Origin of the sequence: Nonomuraea antimicrobica (assembly GCF_039536965.1) — a bacterium.
Classification (GTDB): domain Bacteria; phylum Actinomycetota; class Actinomycetes; order Streptosporangiales; family Streptosporangiaceae; genus Nonomuraea; species Nonomuraea antimicrobica.
Map to the genome: position 1 here is coordinate 18,844 of NZ_BAAAZP010000196.1, position 22,530 is coordinate 41,373.

At 70.4% G+C, this 22,530-nt stretch carries 18 protein-coding genes; 7 read left to right on the plus strand and 11 right to left on the minus strand.

From position 1 onward, the window contains the following. Window positions 1-111 precede the first annotated feature (111 nt). The 3 genes from ABD844_RS43965 to ABD844_RS43975 are packed head-to-tail and all read left to right on the plus strand — an operon-like array spanning window position 112 to window position 2,328. Complete coding sequence (locus ABD844_RS43965; RefSeq protein ID WP_344892779.1) at window positions 112-1,053, plus strand: ATP-binding cassette domain-containing protein; 942 nt, start codon at window positions 112-114, stop codon at window positions 1,051-1,053. Beyond that, window positions 1,034-1,777 (plus strand): ABC transporter permease, encoded by a 744-nt coding sequence (locus tag ABD844_RS43970; RefSeq protein ID WP_344892782.1) that lies wholly within the window; start codon window positions 1,034-1,036, stop codon window positions 1,775-1,777. Before ABD844_RS43965 ends, ABD844_RS43970 begins: the two co-directional genes overlap by 20 nt. 50 nt (window positions 1,778-1,827) lie before the next feature. Next, on the plus strand, window positions 1,828-2,328 hold the full coding sequence (locus ABD844_RS43975) for an NUDIX domain-containing protein (protein ID WP_344892785.1): 501 nt from the start codon (window positions 1,828-1,830) through the stop codon (window positions 2,326-2,328). 135 nt (window positions 2,329-2,463) lie between these two features. Here the strand turns inward: ABD844_RS43975 and ABD844_RS43980 are convergent, their stop codons facing one another. The 11 genes from ABD844_RS43980 to ABD844_RS44030 form a co-directional block, all read right to left on the minus strand. Beyond that, window positions 2,464-3,096, minus strand: a complete 633-nt coding sequence (locus ABD844_RS43980; protein ID WP_344892788.1) for a 2'-5' RNA ligase family protein — start codon at window positions 3,094-3,096, stop codon at window positions 2,464-2,466. Window positions 3,097-3,575: 479 nt separating this feature from the next. Next, window positions 3,576-5,495 (minus strand): molybdopterin biosynthesis protein, encoded by a 1,920-nt coding sequence (locus ABD844_RS43985; RefSeq protein WP_344892791.1) that lies wholly within the window; start codon window positions 5,493-5,495, stop codon window positions 3,576-3,578. Further along, a complete protein-coding gene (locus ABD844_RS43990; RefSeq protein ID WP_344892794.1) occupies window positions 5,492-6,712 on the minus strand; it encodes a molybdenum cofactor synthesis domain-containing protein in 1,221 nt (406 codons plus the stop codon). The genes ABD844_RS43985 and ABD844_RS43990 overlap by 4 nt, the downstream gene beginning before the upstream one ends. Window positions 6,713-6,752: 40 nt before the next feature. Next, complete coding sequence (locus tag ABD844_RS43995) at window positions 6,753-8,456, minus strand: NAD(P)H-dependent oxidoreductase subunit E (protein WP_344892797.1); 1,704 nt, start codon at window positions 8,454-8,456, stop codon at window positions 6,753-6,755. Then, a complete protein-coding gene (fdhF, locus tag ABD844_RS44000; RefSeq protein WP_344892800.1) occupies window positions 8,457-11,414 on the minus strand; it encodes a formate dehydrogenase subunit alpha in 2,958 nt (985 codons plus the stop codon). It abuts the gene before it with no gap. 173 nt (window positions 11,415-11,587) lie between these two features. Continuing rightward, window positions 11,588-13,390, minus strand: coding sequence for an aldehyde ferredoxin oxidoreductase family protein (locus ABD844_RS44005; protein ID WP_344892803.1), 1,803 nt, complete (start codon window positions 13,388-13,390; stop codon window positions 11,588-11,590). Window positions 13,391-13,407: 17 nt separating this feature from the next. Next, the gene (locus ABD844_RS44010) at window positions 13,408-14,256 is read right to left on the minus strand and encodes an NTP transferase domain-containing protein (protein WP_344892806.1); all 849 of its coding nucleotides are present in this window, start codon (window positions 14,254-14,256) and stop codon (window positions 13,408-13,410) included. A 129-nt stretch (window positions 14,257-14,385) separates the two neighbouring features. Further along, window positions 14,386-14,715, minus strand: coding sequence for an Atu4866 domain-containing protein (locus ABD844_RS44015; protein ID WP_344892809.1), 330 nt, complete (start codon window positions 14,713-14,715; stop codon window positions 14,386-14,388). Between the two features lie 45 nt (window positions 14,716-14,760). After that, window positions 14,761-15,450: an Atu4866 domain-containing protein gene (locus tag ABD844_RS44020; RefSeq protein WP_344892812.1), complete on the minus strand. Its 690-nt coding sequence runs from the start codon at window positions 15,448-15,450 to the stop codon at window positions 14,761-14,763. A gap of 82 nt (window positions 15,451-15,532) precedes the next feature. After that, on the minus strand, window positions 15,533-16,924 hold the full coding sequence (locus tag ABD844_RS44025; RefSeq protein WP_344892815.1) for an amidohydrolase family protein: 1,392 nt from the start codon (window positions 16,922-16,924) through the stop codon (window positions 15,533-15,535). Window positions 16,925-17,133: 209 nt separating this feature from the next. Further along, window positions 17,134-17,988 (minus strand): helix-turn-helix transcriptional regulator, encoded by an 855-nt coding sequence (locus tag ABD844_RS44030; protein WP_344892818.1) that lies wholly within the window; start codon window positions 17,986-17,988, stop codon window positions 17,134-17,136. 125 nt (window positions 17,989-18,113) lie between these two features. Here ABD844_RS44030 and ABD844_RS44035 point away from each other — a divergent pair, with 125 nt between their 5' ends. The 4 genes from ABD844_RS44035 (at window position 18,114) to ABD844_RS44050 (ending at window position 21,737) form a co-directional block, all read left to right on the plus strand. Continuing rightward, on the plus strand, window positions 18,114-18,965 hold the full coding sequence (locus ABD844_RS44035) for a helix-turn-helix transcriptional regulator (RefSeq protein ID WP_344892821.1): 852 nt from the start codon (window positions 18,114-18,116) through the stop codon (window positions 18,963-18,965). Between the two features lie 228 nt (window positions 18,966-19,193). Beyond that, window positions 19,194-20,033: an SDR family NAD(P)-dependent oxidoreductase gene (locus ABD844_RS44040; RefSeq protein WP_344892824.1), complete on the plus strand. Its 840-nt coding sequence runs from the start codon at window positions 19,194-19,196 to the stop codon at window positions 20,031-20,033. A 270-nt stretch (window positions 20,034-20,303) separates the two neighbouring features. Next, window positions 20,304-21,080: an SDR family oxidoreductase gene (locus ABD844_RS44045; protein ID WP_344892827.1), complete on the plus strand. Its 777-nt coding sequence runs from the start codon at window positions 20,304-20,306 to the stop codon at window positions 21,078-21,080. An 87-nt stretch (window positions 21,081-21,167) separates the two neighbouring features. Beyond that, window positions 21,168-21,737 carry a flavin reductase family protein gene (locus tag ABD844_RS44050; protein ID WP_344892830.1) on the plus strand — a complete coding sequence of 190 codons (570 nt, stop codon included), beginning with the start codon at window positions 21,168-21,170 and terminating at the stop codon, window positions 21,735-21,737. Window positions 21,738-22,530: the final 793 nt, after the last annotated feature.

A 22,530-nucleotide genomic window follows, 5' to 3' on the forward strand; every position in this document is an offset into this window, starting at 1 on the left:
TGTACCTAATGTTCGCGTTTGCCAAACCCCCTTCGGCCTGCCCAAACTGGACCGATCCTCAAAAGCGCCCCCGACCAGGGGTTTCTTCGCCATGCCCGGAGGAGACCGACCATGATCCACACCCGGGGACTGACCCGAGTTTTCACGATGAAGAAGGAGACCGTAACGGCCGTAAAAGGCATCGACCTCGACGTGGAGGCCGGGCAGCTCGTGGCGTTCCTGGGCCCGAACGGCGCGGGCAAGTCCACCAGCCTGCGCATGCTCACCACCCTCCTGCCCCCCACCTCCGGCACCGCCTTGGTGGCCGGTCACGACGTGACCCGCGAGCCGGGGGCCGTACGCGCCCGCATCGGCTACGTCGGCCAGCGCAACGGCGCGGGCGAGGACCAACTCGTCCGCGACGAACTGGTCACCCAGGGCCGCTGCTACGGGCTGCACCCAAGAGAGGCCGCCACCCGCGCCGACGAGCTGCTCGACCTGCTCGATCTCACGTCGCTGGCCAAACGGGTGCCCGGCACACTGTCAGGCGGCCAGCGCCGCCGCCTCGACATCGCCCTCGGCCTCGTCCACCGCCCCGACCTGCTCTTCCTCGACGAGCCCTCCACCGGCCTCGACCCCAGGAGCCGCGCCGACATCTGGCAGCACATCCTGCGGCTGCGCGAGACGTACGGGACGACGTTGTTCCTGACCACCCACTACCTGGAGGAGGCCGACAACATGGCCGAACGGGTGGTGATCATCGACGGCGGCCGCATCATCGCCGACGGCACCGCGGAACAGCTCAAGAACGACCTGGCCGGCGACCACATCACGATCACCACCAGCACCGCGGAGGAGGCCGGGACGGCCGCCGGGATCGGCGGCGGCACCGCCGACGGCACCACCGTCCGTCTGCGGGTCGCCAAGGCCGCCGCCGCGCTGCCCGACTACCTGCGCACCCTCGACGCCGCCGGCATCAAGGTCACCACCGCCGAGACCATCCGTCCCACACTCGACGACGTGTTCCTCACCCTCACCGGGAGAAGCCTCACCGATGACGACATTCCTGCGTGACACCATCACCATCTTCTCCCGCGAGTTCAGGCCCAGCCTGCGCAACCCGACCGGGTTGATCTTCGACATGGGGCAGCCGCTGCTGTTCCTCTTCCTGTTCGGCTCGCTGCTGGGCGGGGCGGTCGGCTCGTCCTGGCAGTGGTTCGTGCCGGGGATCCTGGTCATGATGTGCCTGACCGGGCCCATGAGCGCGGGCTACACGCTGCTGGTCGAGCTGATCGGGGGCGCGATGGAGCGCCTGATGGTCACCCCCGTCAACCGGACCGCGATGCTGGTCGGCAAGAGCATGAAGGCCATGCTCACCCTCCTCGTACAGGCGGTGCTGATCATCGTGCTGGCGCTGCCGCTCGGCTTCGAGCTGCACGTGGCCGGGGTCCTGGCGGGGCTGGCCCAGCTCGTGCTCTTCAGCGTGGGGCTGGGGGCGTTCTCCTTCGTGCTGGCCATCAGGTCGGCTCCCGGCGGCACCCTGTTCTACGTCGTGAGCCAGTCGATCATGTTCCCGTTGCTGCTGCTGTCGGGGGTGCTGCTCCCGCTGGAGACCGCTCCTGGGTGGCTGCGGGTGCTCGGGCAGGTCAACCCGGTCACGTACATCGTGAACGCGCAGCGCGCCCTCTTCTCCGGCGATCTGGGCAACCCCTCGGTCCTGTACGGCACCGCCGCCGCCTGCGTCGTCGCCGCCATCGGCCTCTACCTGGGCAACCGGGCCATGCGCCAGGGCGTCTGACCGGCCCAGCCCCTTTGACACCGGTTTCGTGCGGGCACGACAGTGGCGCAATGACGCATGAAGTGGTGGCGACCAAGACCGTGCCCTGGATCCCGGTGGCGCACCGCCTCGACGTGATCCGCTCCGAGACCCTCCCACCCGCCGACCGCACCACATCGGCGTTCGCGTTCGTGTCCGACGGGGCCGGCCGGACGCTGATGACGTGCGTCGACCGCGCCGGGCGCGGCTGGGACCTCCCCGGCGGCCACCTGGAGCCGGGTGAGGGGGCGGCGGAGGCGGCGGCGCGGGAGCTGTACGAGGAGACCGGGCTGCGCCTGCCGTCCACCGCCCTGTCGATCTTCGCCTGGCAGCGCATCGAGCTGCTGGAGCCGCCGCCCGCGGACTACCCGTATCCGGCGTTGACCTACATGGCGATGTTCCGGGCGGCGGTGCCGGGACCCGGTGGTCCGACGCGTCCGCCCGCCGGGTCGGAGTGCACCCGCGCGGACTGGCTCTCCCGGCCGGAGATCGAACGCGTCTGCGGCCACCGTACGTGGCTGGTCCTGCTGTAGTGCGCTCAGCGGGCGCGCTCGAGGTCGCCGTCGGGCCGGTAGAGCCGCTCCGGGATCCGGGCCAGGGGCCGGCACGCACACCGGGGGCCTTCGGACGTCACGCTGCCCAGGGCCGCACCACGTCACGCCGCCGTTTCACGACTCGCCCAGCCGGACCTCCGCCAGCGTGCGCCAGTCCCAGACCGTCTCTGGGCCGTCCTGGTTGACGATGTGGATGCTGCGGATGGTCACCTCGCGCTCGGGAAGCTGCTCGCCCAGCGCCTCGATGATGGGGGCCGCCGGACCGTCCGCGCTGCTGTAGGCCACCGTGACATGCGGGATCCACACGTCGTGGGCGAGCACCCCGTCGCGCCCCGTCGCCGCCCGCGTGGCGAACTTCACCGCCTCCAGCAGGGGCCGCAACCGCTCGGCCGGCCGCGCCTCCAGCACGATCGCCTCAGGGTGGTAGAGCACGCGTCCCAACGTGACCGTGATGGGCTCGACCCTCGCGAGCTGCCCCGCCACCTCCTCGGCCATCACGTTCACCTGGTGGTCGGTGGTCTCATGCGAGTAGCCCGCGACGAACATGGTCAGATGGATGAACTCCTGCGGCACCAGATCGAGCCCCGGCAGACCGGCCAGCCGCCCCTGGGCCTCCTGAACGATGTCCCGCGCCTGCGCATCGTCGCCGAGCAGGACGTGCCAGTAGAGCCGCCCCTGCCCGGGCGGCAGCATCAGCGTTCGCCGCTTCTCCCAGCGGTTCTCCATGCGCGTCGGCAGCGAGCTCACACATCCTCCTTGACGGGGGCGGGCAAAGCCCGAGCGCAGTCGTCCGTCCTGATCTGCTCACGCAGCGTGGTCACGATATCCGAGCCACGGAACCAAGGAGTGGCCAATCGCACATCCATCCTCACCAAGAGTCGGCGACCGCGGACAACCATGGCCCGGACGCCAGAACGTCCATCAGAAACGTCCGGTTTTCCGGTATCGCGTAAGCGGCGCCGGACGCACACCACCGGAAGTGCGAAAACCCACGGCATTATGCGCACCCACCGCCATCACCCACGCGACACTCCCCACGCAACGCAACCCACAACCGCATACCCCCTACCAATCCGGATCACCACGCCAGGCACCTCCAGAGCATCATGATCCATCGGAAATGATCGGGAAAGACCACCCTAGACCGCACCGCAGACCACAGCCCCCACAGGATGTGCAGGGCAACTCTTGACCGGCTTCCGGGGTGCCGTACCCGGTGACTCGCGTCAGCGGATGCGGCGTCCTGTCTCGGTGCAGGAGTAGCCGCCGAGCGCCGTCACCTCGGCGCGGAAGTCGGGTCGTTCCAGGAGGGCCCACAGCGGAGCCAGCAGTTCGTCGGAGAGCGCGCCGGTACGCACCACCAGGTCGTACGGCTCCTGGGCCACCGGGACGAAGCCGAGCCCGAACGCGCGCGCCGCCGCGAGGATGCCCAGGCCGGTGTCCGCGCGTCCGGCGGCCACGGCCGCGGCCACCGCCAGGTGCGTGTGCTCCTCGCGGGAGTAGCCGGGCACCTCGCTCGCCTCGATGCCGAGGCGGGCCAGTTCGTGGTCCAGCAGCGCGCGGGTGCCGGCGCCGCGCTGGCGGTTCACGTAGCGCAGGTCGGGCCGGACCAGATCTTTGATCCCGTCCAGGCCGAGGGGGTTGCCGGGGGCGACGATCAGCCCCTGGTCGCGGTGCACCAGCCGGATCACGGCGACGTCGGCGTCCGCGCCCAGCAGCCGGTCGACGTAGGGGAGCGTGTACTCGCCGGTGGCCGGGTCCAGCAGGTGCGACCCGGCCAGGTGGCAGAGGCCGTCGCGGAGCGCCACGAGGCCGCCCAGCGAGCCGACGTTCGACGACGCCAGGGTGATCAACGGGTCGGCGGCGCGCAGGGCGGAGGCCACGAGGTCGAGCACCATGTCGTGCGAGCCGATCGCGACGATGGTCCGGCTGATCTCGGACAGGCCGCGCAGCAGCTCGACCCGGACCTGCTCCCCCGCGTGGTGCCCCTCCACGCCGGAGGGCACGACGAGCAGGCCGTCGGCGCGTACGAGCGAGGTGAGCACGCCCGCCCCCCGTGGCAGCGGGGTGGCGACGAGCCGGTCGCGCACCCGGCCGAGGCGCACGCGTACCCAGTCGTCCATGCCGATGGCGGACGGCAGCTTCCTGGCCAGGTGCGCGGTGGCCGACGGGCGTTCGCGTGGCGCGGCGCCCTCCAGGTCGGCGAGCATCGGGGCCGCGAAGATGTCGAAGGTCAGCGCCGCCGACACCGGGTAGCCGGGGACGCCGATCACGGGCGTGGCCGCGACCGCGCCGAGGACGACGGGATGGCCGGGACGCACGGCGACCCCGTGGACCGCGACGACCCCGGCCCCGGCGACCACGCGGGCGGTGTAGTCGTCGCGGCCCGCGCTGGATCCGGCGATGAGCAGGACCAGGTCGGCCTCGCGGGTGGCCTCCAGGAGCACCGCGGTGATGGCCTCGGGGTCGTCGGGGACGATCTCCGTGACCCGGGCGTCGCAGCCCGCCTCCCGGGCCTGCGCGGCCAGCATCATCGAGTTCGTGTCGAGAATGTCGCCGGGGGCCAGCTCCGCGCCGATCGGGCGGATCTCGTCGCCGGTCGGCACGATCACCACGCGGGGCGCGCGGCGGACGAAGAGTTCGGCGACCCCCGCAGCCGCGCAGGCGGCGACGTCGACGGGGCGCAGCCGGTGCCCCTCCGTGAGCAGCAGCTCCCCGGCGCTGATGTCCTCCCCGATGGAACGGACGTGCTGGTACGGCGGCACCGCCGCCCGCAGCTCGGCCTCCCCTCCCTCGGTACGGTGCACGTGCTCACGCATCACGACGGCGTCGTACCCGTCGGGCAGCGGGTCGCCGGTGTCGACGACGGCGAAGTCACCGGTGGCGAGGAGCACCGGGCTGGTCTCGGCCGCGCCCACGGTGTCGGCGGCGCGTACGGCGATGCCGTCCATGGCCGCGGAGTCGAAGGCGGGTGAGGAGCGCAGCGCCCACACCGGTTCGGCCGTCACCCGGCCCACGGCGGCGCCGACCGGCATCAGGACCGCGTCCACCCGGGGCGAGCACCCCGCCGCGGCACGTGCCTCGCGCCAGACGCCGAGAGCCTGCGCCGCGGGGACGTCGGAGACGAAGGGACTTTCCGCACTCATCGGTACAGGACAACCTCTACCTCGGTGCCCGCGTCCAGGCCGGTGGCCGGTTCGGGCACGATCACGTATCCGTCGGCGCGGGTCAGCACCGACAGCAGCGCCGACGGGCCGAACAGCGGCTCCGCCACGCCGTCCAGGACCCTGACCTGGACGACGTCGAGCCGTCCTGCCGCCGAGGCCAGGTCACGCGCGAGCCGTGCCCGCGTGCTCGGCTGCGGCGGCGGGGCCTCGCACCCGGCGATGCGCCACAACAACGGCACCCCGACCTGCCCGAACACGACCAGCGCGGACAGTGGATTGCCCGGCAGCCCGATGAGCGGGATCCCGGAGCACTCGGCCAGCAGGGTGGGTTTGCCGGGCTTGATGGCGATCCCGTGGCACCAGATCTCGCCGATGGCGGCCACCGCTCCCGCGGTCTCGTCGCGCGCGCCGACCGACGAGCCCGCCGACACGACCACCAGGTCCGACTCGGCCACGACCGCGGTCAACCGCTCCTTGAGCGCGCCGGGCTCGTCCGGGACGATGCCGGCGATCACCGGCTCGCCGCCCGCGTCGGCGACCAGCCCGGCCAGCGCGGAGGCGGTGGCGTCGCGTACCTGGCCGGGGGCGAGTTCCGCGGTGCCGGGCGGCACCACCTCGTCGCCGGTGGAGATGATCGCCACCCGGGGGCGGCGGTGCACGGCGACCGTGGTCACCCCGGCGGCGGCGAGGAAGCCGAGGTCAGGGGCGCGCAACGGCCGGCCGCCGGACGCCAGGACGCCGCCGGCCGCCACGTCCTCGTCGGCGCGGACGGTGCCGCCGCCCGGCGCGACGGGCCGGGTGACCTCGATCGTGCCCGGCATCGTCTCCGCCGTGTACTCGACCATGACCACCGCGTCGGCGCCGGCCGGCAGCACTCCCCCGGTCGGCATCGCGACGCATCCGCCGGGCCGGACCGCCACGGTGGGCTCGGCGCCCATCCGTACCGCGCCGAGCAGGTCGAGGTAGGACGGCAGCCCCTCGGAGGCGCCGTAGGTGTCCATCGCCCGGACCGCGAAGCCGTCCACGGTGGAGCGCGCGAAGCCGGGCAGGGCGGCGGGCGCGGCGAGGTCGGCGACGGGCACCCGGCGCAGCGCCGCCGACAAGGGCACCCGCTCCACGGGCGTACGGTGCGCGGGCCGGAATCCGGCCCGTACCTCGGCGAGGGTACGGGCGGTGAAGAACTCCCTGCCGCTCAACTCTCCTGTCGCTCCAGCTCCATGATCACCCCTGCCCGGATCATTCCTGCCCGGCCGGGCCCTGGTCCAGCCCGAGCACGGAGACCACCGGGCCCAGGGCCACCTGCCCGAGCCCGCAGATCGACGTCTTGCGCATGGTCTCCTCCAACTGCAGGATCCGGCCGCGCTGCGCGTCGTCGAGGGTGGCGGCACCCGAGTCGAGCGCGCCGCGCAGCACTTCGTGGGCCTTGGTGGAGCCGACCCGGCAGGGCACGCACTTGCCGCACGACTCGTTGCGGAAGAACCGCAGCACGTTCGTCGAGGCGGCCAGCAGGTCGGTGCCCTCGGCGAGCACCACCAGGGCGCCGGAGCCGAGCATGGTCCCGGCCTGTGCGAGCGTACCGAAGTCCAGTGCCAGGTCCAGCTTGTCGGGGCCGATGAAGTTGGAGGAGGCGCCACCCGGCTGTACGGCGCCGACCCGGGCCCCGCCGAGCACCCCGCCGGCAAGGTCGATCAGCCGGCGCACCGTGGTTCCCATGGGCACGCAGTAGACGCCGGGGCTCTCGACGTGCCCGGACACGGCGAAGAACTTCCAGCCGACGGAGTCGCCCTCGCCCTGCTCGGCCCACCACTCGGCGCCGCGCTGCAGGATCACCGGCACGTCGGCGAAGGTCTCCACCGAGTTGATCAGCGTGGGGCGGCCGTGCAGCCCGTAGTTGCCCGGGAAGGGCGGCTTGTTGCGCGGCTCGCCGCGGTGCCCCTCCATGCACTCCAGCAACGCGGTCTCCTCGCCGAGGATGTAGCCCCCGGGCGAGACGAAGAGGTCGAGGTCGAGGCGACGGCCGCTGCCACAGGCGTTCTCGCCGATCACCCCGGCCGCGCGCAGCGCGTCGATCTCCGCGTGCAGCACACGCTCCTCGGGGCCGTACTCGTGCCGGATGAAGATCCAGCCCTGCTCGGCACCGACCACGGCCATGCCCAGCAGCAGGCCCTCGATCACCAGGTGCGGCTGGTCGGTCAGGATCTGACGGTCCTTGAACGTGCCCGGCTCCGACTCGTCGGCGTTGCAGATCGCGTATTTGACGCCGCCCGGCTCGGCACCGGCGACCAGGCCCCACTTCCTGCCCGTGGGGAACCCGGCGCCGCCCATCCCCCGCAGCCCCGACGCCTCCAGCGTGGCCACCACGCTCTGCGCGCTCAGCTCGCCGGCCAGCAGCGCGCGCAGGCTCGCGTACCGGGCCGAGAGGTCCGACCCGGCCGGGTACGGGTCGTTGGGCCAGGGCTCGGCGCGTCCCGTGACGGAGGTCTCGGCGAGCCGGTCCTCCAGCGCGGCGCCGACCAGCGTGTCGACCTCGGCCACCGGCGCGGGCCGCTCGTTGACGGCCAGCGCGGGGGCGATGTCGCAGCGGCCCAGGCAGGAGACCTCGACCAGCTCGATCTCGGTGTCGTCGCCGTAGCGGTCGCGTACCTCGGCGATCCGGTCGTCCGCGGAGCGCAGCCAGCACGACAGGTCGTGGCAGACGTTGATCGCCACCTTGGCGGGCGGGGTCGTGCGGAAGTGCGGGTAGAACGAGATGAGACCCTCGATCTCGTACCGCGGACGCCGCATGGTGCGCGCGAGCTCTTCCAGCTCTTCCCTGGGCAGCCAGCCCAGCCGCGCCTGGATGGCGTTGAGCGCCGGGATCAGCGACGGCCCGGGGAACTTCCCGGCGCGTGCCTCCACACCCGGCACCTGGCGACGTCCCAGCTCGAAACTCAGGGTCATTCAGACACTTCCCATGCTGCTGAGGTCTTCCGCGTCTTCCGCGCGCAACGCCTCGACCTGGATCGCGCAGAACTTGAACTCGGGGATCTTGCCGTAGGGGTCGATCTCGTCGATCGTCAGCAGGTTCGCCGCCGCCTCCCGGAAGTGGAACGGGATGAAGCAGTTGCCCAACTGCTCGCGGTGGGAGATGCGTACCTGCAGCTCGATGGCCCCGCGCCGGGACCGTACGCGGACCGTCTGGCCGTGCGACAGCCCGCGGTCGGCGGCGTCCTTGGGGTGCATGTACACCTCGGCGATCGGCGAGATCGTGTCCAGCGCGTACGACCTGCGCGTCATCGACCCGGTGTGCCAGTGTTCGAGCAGCCGGCCGGTGTTGAGCACCAGCGGGTACTCGGCGTCCGGCAGCTCCTTCGCCGGCAGCCACTGGGCGGGGACGAGGTGGGCGAGACCGTCGTCGGTGTTGAACCGCTCGTCGAACAGGACCACGGTCCCGTCGGAGTGGTCGGGGTCGTCGTTGGGGTAGAGCTTGCCGGTCAGGCCCAGGTTGTCGTGGCGCAGGTTCGCGTACGACGGCATCAGCTCGACCATCTCGTCGAACACCTGGCTGGGCGAGGAGTAGGACCAGTCCAGCCCGATCCGGCGGGCGATCTCCTGGATGATCTCCCAGTCGACCCGCGCCTGGCCCGGCGGGTCCATCACCTTGCGGCCGAGTTGCACCCGCCGGTCGGTGTTGGTGTAGCTGCCCTCCTTCTCCAGGTACGACGACGCCGGCAGGATGACGTCGGCGAACTCCGCGGTCTCGGTCAGGAAGATGTCCTGGACCACGAGGAAGTCGAGGGCGCCGAGGGCCTTGCGCACCTTGTTGATGTTGGGGTCGGACAGGAACGGGTTCTCGCCGAGCATGTACATGCCGCGCACGCCGCCGGGCTTGAGCACCGATCCGATGATCTCGGTGACGGTGAGGCCGCGGTTGGGGTCCAGCTCCGTGCCCCACGCCTGCTCGAACCGCCGGCGGGTGGCGTCCAGGTCGACGCCCTGGTAGTCGGGGTAGAACATCGGGATCAGCCCGGCGTCGGAGGCGCCCTGGACGTTGTTCTGCCCGCGCAGCGGGTGCAGACCGGCGCCCGGCTTGCCCACGTTGCCGGTGATCGAGCACATCGCGATCAGGCAGCGGGCGTTGTCGGTGCCGGTGGTGTGCTGGGAGATGCCCATCCCCCAGTAGATGACCCCGGCCTTCGCCTCGCCCCAGACACGCGCGACCTCCCGGATCAGGTCCGCGTCCACGCCGGTGATCTGCGCGGCGCGCTCCGGCGGATAGTCGTTGACGGTGCGGACGAGTTCCTCGAAGTTCGACACCCGGGCCTTGATGAACTCCCGGTCGATCAGGCCGAGCCGGATCACCTCGTGCATGACCCCGTTGTAGAAGGCCACGTCGGTGCCGGGCTTGACCTGGCAGTGGTAGTCGGCGTGCTCGGCCACGGTGCTGGCGCGCGGGTCGACGTAGATGATCTTCGTGCCGCGCCGGCGGGCCTGCTTGAAGAAGGAGCTGGCGACGGGGTGGTTCGCGGTGGGGTTCGAGCCGGTGATGATCACGACCTCGGCGTTGGCGACGTCGCCGTACGTGGTCGACACCGCGCCCGAGCCGACGCCCTCGAACAGCGCGGCCACCGACGAGGCGTGGCAGAGCCGGGTGCAGTGGTCGACGTTGTTGGTGCCGAACCCGACCCTGATGAGCTTCTGGAAGAGGTACGCCTCCTCGTTGGAGCACTTCGCCGAGCCGAACCCGGCGATGGCGCCGGGACCCTGCTCGGCGTGGATCTCCCTCAGCCGCCGGGCGACGAGGTCGAGCGCCTCCTCCCAGGTGGCCTCGCGGAAGTGCGGCAGCACCTCGTCGTAGTCGACCAGGCCGCCGGGCTTGCGGCGGCCGTCCTTGCCGTTCTTGCTGAGCTTGGCGCTCCGGCCGCCGCCGCTGCGGTTCCCGCCGCCGACGCGCCCCCGGTCGTTGTCCGTGTCACCGCGTACGTCCGCCGACAGCGGACCCTTGGGGTAGGACGACTCCACCCTGATCAGCGGCACGGTCAGGCGCTGCGGCGAGGCCGCGTAGTCCCAGCCGTAGCGGCCCTTGACGCACAGCCGGCTCTTCGACCCGGGCTGGTCGCGGCCCTCCGCGAACGCGATCGCGCCGCGCGACCGGTCGACGTAGTAGGTGAGCGCGCAGCCGACCCCGCAGTACGGGCACACGCTGTCCACCGCGTCCAGCTCCTCGCGGGGCCGGATGGGGATGTCGTTGATCGCCTTGTTGGTCAGCGCGCCCGTGGGACACGCCTGTACGCACTCACCGCAGGTCACGCACGAGCTGGCGCCCATCGGGTCGTTGAGGTCGAACGCGATCGTGGTCGAGTAGCCCTTGCCCGAACGCCCGATGACGTCGTTGCCCTGGATGTCGTCGCACGCGCGTACACAGCGGTCGCACAGGATGCACGCGTCGTGGTTGACCGCGATCACCGGGTTGGAGAGGTCGAGGCCCCGGCCCGAGCCGCACGGCAGGTCGGTCGTCTCCTTGGCCACGTCGAAGCGGTCGGCGAGGTCGAGGAGCAGGTTGTCGCCGGTGGTCGTCTCCTTCGGGTCGGCCGCGCGGGCCGGCTGGTCGGAGATCAGCAGCTCGGTCAGGGTGGCGCGGTTGCGCTCCAGCTCCGGAGTGCTGGTCTCGACCCGCATGCCGTCCTCGCACGGACGTACGCACGCCGCGGCGAAGGTCCGCCCGCCGGTGTCGACCACGCACATGCGGCACACGCCCACCGGGTCGTAGCGCTCGTCGTGACACAGCACCGGGATGTCGACGCCGACCTGCTTCGCGGCGTCGTAGATGCTGGTGCCCTCGGGCACGGTCACCGGGCGGCCGTCGATCTCGGCCGTCACGGTCCGTACGGCCGTCACAGGCTCTTCGAGAGTCGTCATCTCAACCCCGTCGTTCGAGCGGCTCGAGCGCATACAGAATACGGCATACCGAACACCGCTTCAATGTATGCCTCCTTTGCTGCACTTTCTTACCGAATTCGGTGTTAGTAGAAATATGAGTAGATTGTCAAGTTTGTAGTGATTTGCACTTTGCAATGCCGAGAGGCGGAGTGTTACGCGTCAAGGAGCAGATCCTCGACGTCGGCCGCCGCGACCCGCCCCTCCTCGTCCAGGCCGCGCGCCACGTAGTAACCGGCGACCATCGACCGCAGACGACCGGCGTCCAGCACCGCACGACGGCCGGAACCCAGCTCCAGCGGCGTCTCCAGCATGCGGACCGGCAGCGTGTCGTCCGCCGCGGTGGCCCCCTCGCGCAGGTTGAACGCGCGTTTCGCCCGGACGATCCGCCGGGCGGCGGCCCGCAGCTCGTCCGCGTCCAGCGGCCACCCGGTGACCAGCGCGAGCAGCCCGGCCCACTCCGTGAAGGGGTCGTCGAAGACACCCCGCAGGAACTTGCAGAGAATCATCGAGTCCATGACCGCGGCCCGGTCCTCGGTGCCGATCGCGGCCGCGACGTGGGCCGCGCCGCCGTCCAGCCGGTCGAGCTCACCCGACAGGTCGGCCTCGTAGGCACCCGAACGGTTGTGGTCGGCGCCCCTGGCGTTCACCGCGAGCCCGAGCGCCATCGACTGCAGGCTGCGCGGCTCGTAACCGGGCAGCTCCAGCCCCTTGACCTGCGGCGCGAAGTCGATCGAGGAACGCCCGACCACGCCGGCGGCCCGGCGCGAGCCCTGCGCCAGGAGGTCACCCAACCCCGGCGACCGCTCCCCGATCGCGTCCAGCGCGCGCAGCAGCGCCGCGCCGTCGCCGAACCGCAGCCACGGCTCGTCGAGCAGACCGCGCTCGACGCACTCCATGGCCCACGCGATCGTGCCGCCCGCCGAGATGGTGTCGATGCCCAGCTCGTCACAGCGCGCGCTGGCGGCGAACACCTCGTCGGGGTCGGACACGCCGCACAGCGGGCCGAGCGCGAAGACGTTCTCGTACTCCATCCGCTGGCGGCCACCGCCCTTGCGCGTGTAGATGTGCTCGCAGCCGATGGAGCACGACGCGCAACTGTTGCGCGCCACCCCGCGCAGCTCGTGCAGCTCCTCGGCGGCCAGCCGGGGCGCGCCTTCGAAGGTCGCCGCGGTGAAGTTGCGGGTGGGCAGGGTGCTGACGGCGTTGAAGGCCAGCAGGTTGGCCAGCGTGCCCAGCTCCCGGTATTTCGCGGTGGCCGGGCCGAAACTGCGCCCGCGCAGGTCACGGGCGGCGGCGAGAACCCCGGCCTGGTCGGCGACCGACACCTTGGTCGCCGCTCTGACCAGCACGGCCTTGATGTTCTTCGCGCCCAGCACGGCGCCCAGCCCGCCCCGGCCCGCGTGGCGGCCGTCGTGGCTGATGGTCGCGTATCTCACCTGGCGCTCACCCGCCGGGCCGATGGCCGCGGTGCGCCAGGTACGGCCGAACCGCGCCCTGACCGCGGACTCCGCCTCGGCCGCGGGCAGGCCGGCCAGCTCGGGAGCCGGTTCGAGCCGCGGGCCGTCGCCGTCGATCAGCAGCACCGACAGTTCGTCGGCCCGGCCGCGGATCACGATCGCGTCGTGCCCGGTCAGCTTCCCCGCGATGGCGAACTGGCTGGACGCGAGGGCGTCGGTCAGCAGCCCGGTCAACGGCGACTTGGCCACGACCGCGAACTTCGCGCTGGTCGTCAACGGGGTGCCGACCAGCGAGGAGAAGACGAAGGCCAGCGGCGCCTCAGGAGCCAGGGGATCGACCCCGGCGGGCGCCAACCGGTGCAGGAGCCACGTGCCCAGGCCCACCCCGCCCAGGTACGACCGCAACACCCGCTCGCTCAGCTCATAGGGAACGCCACTAGCCTCCCGGCCGGCGACATCCACGAGCAACGCCCGTCCGAAGAATCCACCAGGCACCATGACCCGACCCTACGACCTCAGCCGCCGGCATCCGCGGACAGGAAGGCCACGGTGTCCCCTGACACCAGGGGCAGCGACGCGTCCCTGGTCACCTGATCGCCGTTGAGCGCGGCCACCACGTGGCGGTCGAGCACCAGCCCGGCGGCGGCGGCCGCGTCCCCCAGCGTGGCGGCCCGTACGCCGCGCGACCGGTGACCCGCCCGCCTCGCCAGCACGCCGAAGCACTCCACCACGACCTCCGGCGGCGGTTGCTCCCTGGCCGCCGCGTAGTCCTCCGGGGAGTTGACGTTCACCACGGACTCCAGCGCCGGATCGAGCCGGGCGAGGTCGGCGTCGGCCAGCAGGTCCTCGTCGCTCAACCGGGTCACCTCGCAGTGCTTGAAGACCATGCCCGGCCGCAGGTCGCCCGCCCTCAGCAGGTCGGCGACCAGCCCGGCCAGCGCCGTCCGGTACCCGGCCGCCAGCGGCTGCCGGAACCCCCTCGCCACCGGCAACGCCACGTCCGTCCCCGGGGTCAGCGCCCGAAGCACGCGCCGGACGAAGGCCGGGTGCAGGAACGGCAGGTCGGTGGAGCACACGAACGCCGTCTCGGCCCGATCGGCCACCGCCGCGAGCCCCACGGCCAGCCCCTGCATGGGGCCGAGCCCCTCAACCGGGTCCTCGACCACCGAGACCCCCGAGGGCAGCGGCGGAAGCTCCTGCCCCGGCGCGGCCACCACGACGACCGGACCGTCGACCGCCCTGGCGAGGACCGCGGCGGCCCGGTGCAGCAGCGTCGAACCGTGCCACTCCAGCCACGCCTTCGGCCGCCCCATCCGGGTGGAACGCCCACCCGCCAGCACGATGCCCGCAGCGGTAGTCTGCATGTCCGCATGCTAGGCCACGCCGCGGAGCACGCTCACCCGGGAGCGTCCGGCAGCCCGTCGCACTCACCCGGCTTACGTCGCGCTCACCCGGCTTACTCGGACGGCAGATCATCTGTGAGCGCGGGTCTGTCACTGCCGGTAGAGCACGAGGTGTTCATGGTAGAGAACGCCGTCTCGGACATCGCCGGTGGCGGTGAAGCCGGTGTCGTCGACGTAGTCGATGTGGTCGCCGGTGACCGTGTAGCGGCCGGTATAGGCCCGTTTGCGGCCGTCCCTCTCCTCCTCATAGCGGCCGTTGGGCAGGAGTTCCTGCCGGATGCGGCCGTCGGCGGTGACCCACATGCCCACGTGGGGATGGTCCGCGCTGTTGCCGGTCGGCGCCTTGCCGGGCTCGATGGTCGAGCACGCGGCGGTGAGCACGGTGAACAGGCCGAGCCCGAGGAACACGCTGGTCTTCATGGTCGTGACCTTCCTGGTCAGTGAGCGGAGTGTCCTGGGTGGCCGTCAGTGGCGGGTGAACCGGTAGCCGGCGTGGTGCAGTTCGCCGTCCCGGAATTCTCCATAGGCCCAGAAGCCCAGGTCGTCGAGATAGTCGATGCGGGTTTCGTTGATCCAGTACCGTCCCTGGTAGGCGCTGGGACGGTCGCCGCGGGCCTCGTCGTAGCGGCCATCGGGCAGTAGCCGCTGGCGGACGAAGTCGTTCTCATCCACCCACAGGCCGAGGTACGAGTGGTCGACGCCGGCCTCAGGCGCCGCGGCCGCGGAGACGGCCGGGGGTTCACCGGCCGGGCGTCCGTCCCATACCGTCACGCGGCCGTCCTGCAGGAGAACGTCCAGATGGCCGCCTCGGGCGATGGCCGGGCCGCCCGGAGCACCCTCGGGGTCGGCGATCCTGATCACCGCGATGTCGGCGCGATCGCCCGGTGTCAGCGTGCCGGTGGTGCCGGCGTCGGCGAAATCGGCGCGGGAGGGCAGGACGAGACAGCCGGCGCAGTCAATGATGATCATCCCGTCGTCCTCGGCGGCGGTGAGCAGGCCGGGGCCGACGCCGACGATCGCGGGACCGCCGATCAGGACGTCGGCTCGTTCCCAGTCGCCCAGCATCGTGTTCATGCTGATGACAGTGCCGCCGGTCAGCAGCAGGGGGCGAACGTCGTCGTTGTTGATGACCTTGAGCAGTTCCGGAGTGCGCATGTCGGGATACTTTCCTTCAGGTAGGAGCCGGATGGGATGCCACGCTCGGTCGCGGCCCGCACGACCCGGCGAAAAGGGGCGTTCAGCGGCCGACGGCGCGCAGGACGCGATCGCGGGACTCGCGCACCTCCTGACGCAGTTCGGCCAGGTCGACGCCGAGGACGGTGCCCGCCCACTTCCGCACTCGGCCCGCGATGAAGACGGCCTGGATGTTGCGCGGGTCGGAGCCGAGAACGAGGGTGCCGATCGGGTCGTTGAGCGGCATGTTGTTGAGGTCCTCAGCTCCGACGATGAGGAAATCGGCCTGCTTGCCGGGGGTGAGCGAGCCGGTGACGTCGCCGAGCCCGACGGTCTTGGCGCCCTGTAGGGTCGCGAAGTCCAGGACGTCGGCCACGCCGATCCGAACAGGGGCGGCGGCGCTGCCGTAGGCGGCATTGACAGCGCGCATCCGCTGGATCGCGTGCAGGGCGCGCATCTGCGTGAACATGTCGCTGGCCAGTGCCACTTCGACGTCGATGCTCAGGCCGGGGCGGATACCGGCCGCGAGCGCCTCGTCGACGGCCGGGACCGCGGTCTCCAGGCCGATCTGCGCCTCGGAGGTGGGGGCGAGCGTCACCGTGGTGCCCGAGTCGCCCATGGCCCGCCAGGCGTCGGGGGTCAAGCCGGTGCTGTGGATGAGTGTCACGTCCGGGCCGAGCAACCCATCGGCCGACCAGCGCAGAATGGCCTGGGAGGAGGGGATGCCGAAGACGGCGTCGACGCTGACGCCGATGTCGAGGTCGCGTGCGACGCGGGCGAGCGCGCGCCCGTAGGCGAGATCGGGGCCGGCGATCTCGTCGGTGGCCAGGGCGGCCAGGCGCAGTGTGAGCAACCGGTCGCCGGAGGCGAAATACGTGTCCCGCAGCCGGGTCAGGTCGGCCGGCCACTGGCCGTCCCAGTCGCCGAAGTGCGGCCGCATGGAGGCGTGCACACCTCGGATGCCGGTGTCGATCAGGGCCTCGATGGCGCTGTCGGAGTGGGCGGCGGTGCGCGAGTTGTGCGAGAAGTCGAGCATCGTGGTGATGCCGCTGTCGATGGCGGTCAGGGCGGCGAGCTTCGTCCCGATGTACATGTCCTGCGGCTGATAGGCGGGAGCGATGCCGGCGAGGGTGGACACGACGTACTCGCCGAGGTCGTTCACGTCGGGCATGACTCGACGTAGCTGCGCCTCCCAGGCATGCCGGTGGGTGTCGACAAAGCCGGGGGCCAGGATCGTGCCGGTGGCGTCGATGACGACCGCGCCCACGGCGGCGCCGGCGGTGCGCAGGTCAGGGGCTACCGCGGTGATGACGCTGCCCTGGACGAGCAGATCACCCTTGGGCAGAACGCCGAGACCGGGGTCCATGGTGACGATCGTGGCACCGGTCAGCAGAAGGCGCCGGTCGCGCTCGGTGTCCTGGCGGCGTAGCTGGTCGAGGGTCATGTCGGCGTTCATGAGGTCTTCTCTCCGTCGGTCGGGGTTCCACCGCTGACAGATCCGAGTCTGTTCACGTCGCCGAGGGCGAAGAAGGCCGCTGATTTCCTGGGAGTGCCGCACCCAGGATGGAAGACGCGTTCAGCGCGAGATCAGGGGCATGCCGGGCCGGCGTTCCCTGACGGCACAGTCTCGTGACGGCGGACGCGACCTTGTTACGCCGACGGGAGTTACGCCGACGGGCCGCACTCGCCTAGATCCGACGCGGCCAGGGTCGCCAGGAGGGCCAGCCCGTCCGCGGACGGCGAGCCGGGCTCGGCCTGGTAGGTGACCAGTCGCTGATCGGGCGCGCTGGCGATCAGGAAGACTTCCCTGCTCAGGTGCAGCTCGTCGACCTCCGGATGGGAGAGCCGGACCGTGCGGCGCACGGTTTCTCCGGACTTCTGCTCCGCCCACAAGCGCCGGAACTGCGGGCTCTTGATGGACAGCTCTCCCACCAACTCGGTCAGGCCGCGCTCGTCGGGCGCCATGAGGGCGATCTTGCGCAGCTCGGCCACGGCCGCGCAGGCCGTCTCACTCCAGTCACGGAAGAACTCTCGCCCTGCGGGATCGAGGAAGATCATGCGCAGCATGTTGTCATCGTGGGCAAAGCGGCTGTGGAGGGCATCGGCGAGCGGGTTGCGCGCCAGCACGTCCTGCGACCAGCCCAGAACATACGCGGGGACGTCCGTCCAGCCGTGCATGAGCCGCAGCACCTCCGGGGCTACCCGCTCCACGCGCGCCGGGCGCCGGCGGTGAACGACCGGACGGGCCAACCGGTACAGCTCGGCTGCGGCGGGCTCGTCCAGCCGCAGAGCCTGCGCCAGGGTGGCTACGGTCTGCCGCGAAGGGTGTCGCTGTCTGCCCTGCTCCAGGCGCGTGTAGTAGCCGGCGCTGAGCCCGGCCAGCCTGGCAACCTCGTCACGGCGTAGCCCGGGCACCTGGCGGCGGCCCGGTGTCTGCGACCCTGCCTCTTCAGGGCGTGTCAACGCGCGGTGGCGGCGCAGGAACTGCCCCAAGGCGTTGCTCGTGTCGGCACCGTCCATGGAATCGAGGCTAGGCGAGAGCGGCGGCAAAGGGATCGCCACTGCCAGGGCGTACTTTTCCTAGGAACCCACCTCAAAGCCTCCATATCCCGACTCATCGGGCATCTGTCGCCTAGCCTGGTCAAATGAGCCGAAGCACACCTTTAAGCGAGTTCCTGCGAGCTCGTCGCGAAGCGCTCAAACCGCAGGACGTCGGCCTGCCGGAGTATGGGCGGCGCCGGGTGAAGGGGCTGCGCCGTGAGGAAGTGGCGATGCTGGCCGGCATGAGCAGCGACTACTACGTGCGGCTCGAACAGGGCCGGGAGACGAGCCCTTCGCCGCAGGTGGTCGAGGCCGTAGCGCGTGCCCTGAGCCTGGATGAGGAGGCCACCGAGCACCTTCACCGCTTGGTCCAGCCGCCCGCTCGGCGCCGAGCCGCCGCCGATGACCGTGTCAGTCCGCAACTGCTCCAGTTGATGGACAGTTGGCCCACCTCACCGGCGTTCGTGCTGGGCCCCGCCCTGGACATCCTGGCCGCCAACACGATGGCCACCGCCCTGCACGAAGGGTTCGCCGCCGCCGACAACCTGGCCCGTATGGTCTTCACCGACCCCGCAGGGAGGGAGTTCTACCAGGACTGGGAGCGGGCCGCGCACTCCTGCGTGGCCGAGCTGCGGGCCGCCTACGGCCACGACCCGGAGTCCGCGCGCATCAACCGGATCGTCGACGAGCTCCGCTCGGCCAGCCCCGCGTTCGCCGAGCTGTGGGCCCGCCACGAGGTGAAGTCAAAGACGCAGGAGGGCAAGCACCTGCGGCACCCACGCGTGGGCGACCTGCACATCCAGTTCTCCGCCTTCACCGTCAACGGCGCCCCGCACCAGCAACTCGTCGTCTACCAGGCCCAGCCCGCCTCGGCGACCGCAGCCGCGTTCGAGCAACTGCGCTCCTCAACGGCGCGGGCGGCGGCAAGGACGCTGCACGACAACAACGTGACCTGACCGCTCCCCCCGCACCGCATCGGAGAGGTGGCCCAAGCACGCCCAGCTCGTACCGCCTCCGTTCGAGCCCGGCCTTCACCCGACGTTCCCTTCCTAGGTGTGTTACTCCCAGGAAAGTCCCGGCCTTCATCCCTGCCCGTGAGCTGCACAGACTCGAATCTGTCAGCGGCGGGATCCGACTCCGCCGGAACTCTCGACAAGAGATGCACAAAGGGAAGGGACGACATCATGGCTACCTGGTTCATCACCGGTGCTTCCCGCGGCCTCGGCGCCGAGATCGCCCGAGCCGCACTCAAGGGCGGCGACAACGTGGTCGTCGCCGTCCGCAACCCCGACAGGCTCCCCGGCGACCTGCAGACCTCCGACCAGGTCCACGCCGTCGCCCTGGACGTCACCGACAGCGGTGCCATCCCCGCCGCCGTCCAGGCCGCGACAGACCGCTTCGGCGGCATCGACGTGCTGGTCAACAACGCCGGCCGCGGCCTGCTGGGTGCCCTGGAAGAGATCGGCGACGACGAGGCCCGCTCCCTGTTCGACCTCAACGTGTTCGGCCTGATCAACATGACCCGGGCCGTGCTACCCGGCATGCGCCGCCAGGGCTCAGGCAAGATCGTCAATATCGGTTCGCGGTCCGGATTCGAAGGCGAGCCGGGAGTCAGCCTGTACAGCGCCTCCAAGTTCGCCGTCGCCGGGATCAGCGAAGCCCTCGCCGCGGAGATGTCGCCGTTCGGCATCCAGTCCATGGTCGTCGAACCGGGCGTGCTGCGCACCGACTTCCTGGACGCCAGCTCGCTGTCGCTGGCGCGCGAGCGGATCGCCGACTATGACGGCACCCCCGCGCACGTCACCCTCGACTGGGTCGACGACGCCAACCACACCCAGCTCGGCGACCCCGTCAAGAGCGCGGCCCTGATCTACGAGGTCACCAGCCAGACCATCCTGCCCCGGCACCTGTACCTCGGACCCGACACCCTCGATCGGCTCCAGGTGAAGCTCGAGCAGATCCACCACGACCTGAACGCCTGGCGGGACAAGTCGGCGGCCACCGCGCACGACGACGCCGCCTGACCCGCGCATCAGCTGTCGGCTCATCACGAGGTGCTCCACGGGCTTCGGCCATGACCGAGCCCTCCGCCTACGGAGAGAGTCCGAGACGGAGGGAGAGCACCGTCGCCGGGACCGACTTCCCGCTCGACCAGCACTGAGCTCATCCGTGGCGCCGGACACCACTGACGACCGTCACCGCTCGACCAGCACTGAGCTCACCCGTGGCGCCGGACACCACTGACGACCGTCATCGGTCCCAAGAACTCAACCACCAGAAGAAAGGCACGACTCATGTCTGCTCTGCTCACCGGCACCCCGCTCGCCGGCCGCGTGGCCGTGGTCACCGGGGCCTCCAGCGGCATCGGCGCCGCCACCGCGCAGCGCCTGGCCCAGTTGGGCGCCAAGGTCGTCGTCATGGCCCGGCGCAAGGACAAGCTCGACACCCTCGTCGACAGCATTCAAGCCTCTGGCGGGGTCGCCATGGCGCTGCCCGTCGATGTCACCGACCGCCAAGCCGTCCAGGCCGCCGCCGATCAGATCACCGAGCAGTTCGGGCGAGCGGATCTGGTCTTCAACAACGCCGGCGTCCAACTGATCTCCGCCATCGATGAGCTGCGACTCGACGACTGGCAGCGCCAGATCGACCTGAACATCACCGGCGTGATGAACGTCATCGGCGCCTTCCTGCCACATCTGAGCGCTGCCGCCGAGGCGGGAAAGCCGGCCGACCTGATCACCACCTCCTCCATCGCCGCCACCCGGATCCTGGAGAAGTTCTCGATCTACTCCGGCACCAAGGCTTACATCAGCCACCTCACCAGGCTGCTGCGGGTGGAGCTCGGCCAGAAGAACATCCGCGTGGCCACCATCGAGCCCGGCATGGTCGACACCGAACTGCCCGACCACGTCACCGACCCCGACGCCACCAAGCTCATGGCCGACCTGATCGACCAGATCGACGTCCTGCAGTCCAGTGACATCGCCGAGACCGTGGCCTTCATGGCCGCCGTGCCCCGCCACGTCAACCTCACCGAGATCACCATCCTGCCCACCGCCCAGGCCGTCTAGCCCAAGCGGCAGCCCTGGGAAGGGAGGCCGATGGCTGAGTCTCCGACCAGCCATCGGCCCTCTCTCACGCACAGTGAAAGGCCCGATATGAGCCCCACAGGCTTCTCCGAATACCCGCTGGACCTCGTGCATCGGCTGATCGAGCCCGGGCCGGTCATCATGGTGTGCACCTTCGACGGCGAGCGCGCCAACCTGATGACCAACGGTTTCAACATGCCGATCGCGCACGGTGCGCTCATCGGGCTGATCCTTGGCCCGTGGGATCACAGCTACGACGCGTTGCGCGCCACCGGCGAGTGCGTCATCGCCATCCCCTCCATCGACCTGGCCGAACAGGTGACCGACGTCGGCAACATCTCTGGCCGCGACGTCGACAAATGGGCGAAGTTCGGCTTCACTCCCACACCTGCGGCTGTCGTCCGGGCGCCTCTCGTCCAGGAGTGCTTCGCCAACATCGAATGCACCGTGGCCGATGACAGGCTCGTCGACGACTACAACCTGTGGATTCTCCGCGGCGAGCGCGCCTGGTTCGATGCCGGCAAACGAGGAGCGGGCGAGTTCCATCATCGTGGCAACGGCACCTTCTCCGGCAACGCCGACACCCTCGACCTGCGAAACCGCATGACCAAATGGCAATACCTGACGCGCGACCAGTAGTCACCGCCGCACACTGACCAGCCCCAGACCAGCGGCAACTGACACGCATGGCCTCTTTCCGCCGTGTTCCGGGCACTCCTCCACCGAGTTCTCAACCCCGGGACCCAGGCGGCGCCTCACTCTACGGCCCACGCCGCACCGAAGCGATCTCGCTCCAATCGCCGGCATCGGATCATGATCCCCTGTTGCTTGATCCGGGCACACGATGTGCCGGCTCGCCACGACGTACGTCTGCGCCTGGACCAACCACGTGTCCTTCGACGTGGCCTCCTTCAAGGCGACGGCCGAGATGACCACGCGAGCCCCCGAGCACTTCACCGCGATCCGAACCGCCGTCGAACGGCCGGTCCATCCACAGCGAGCGGCACTCAGTGATGCCCACCAGCCATTTCGCAGAGCAATCCGGCGTAAATTCCAGATCTTCGGAATGAGGGCAGTCGCCTGCGCGACAATGCCCGCAGCTCAGACCTGCGGTTGCTTATCCAGTAGGGGTGACTCCCACAGCAGGGTCAAGACGACCTCTCCGAACTCCCTCTCGCGGACGCGTCGCAAGCAAGGACGGTTTCCGGAGGCCAAACAGAGTAAAGCGGATGATCGCCCCCGCCGCGAGCCTGGATCACGCAGGTGACATGGGCATGGGTTTTAGGGGTAGGTCGAACTGACAGTGGCAGGATCCTACGACGTCGCTCACACAACCACAGTCAGCGTCAGCGAATTTGCAGAGGGCACGCGGCCGCCAGTACTCGCGGTGGAGGGCTCGATGAACACGCGGACAGCTCAACCCCAGGTTGGG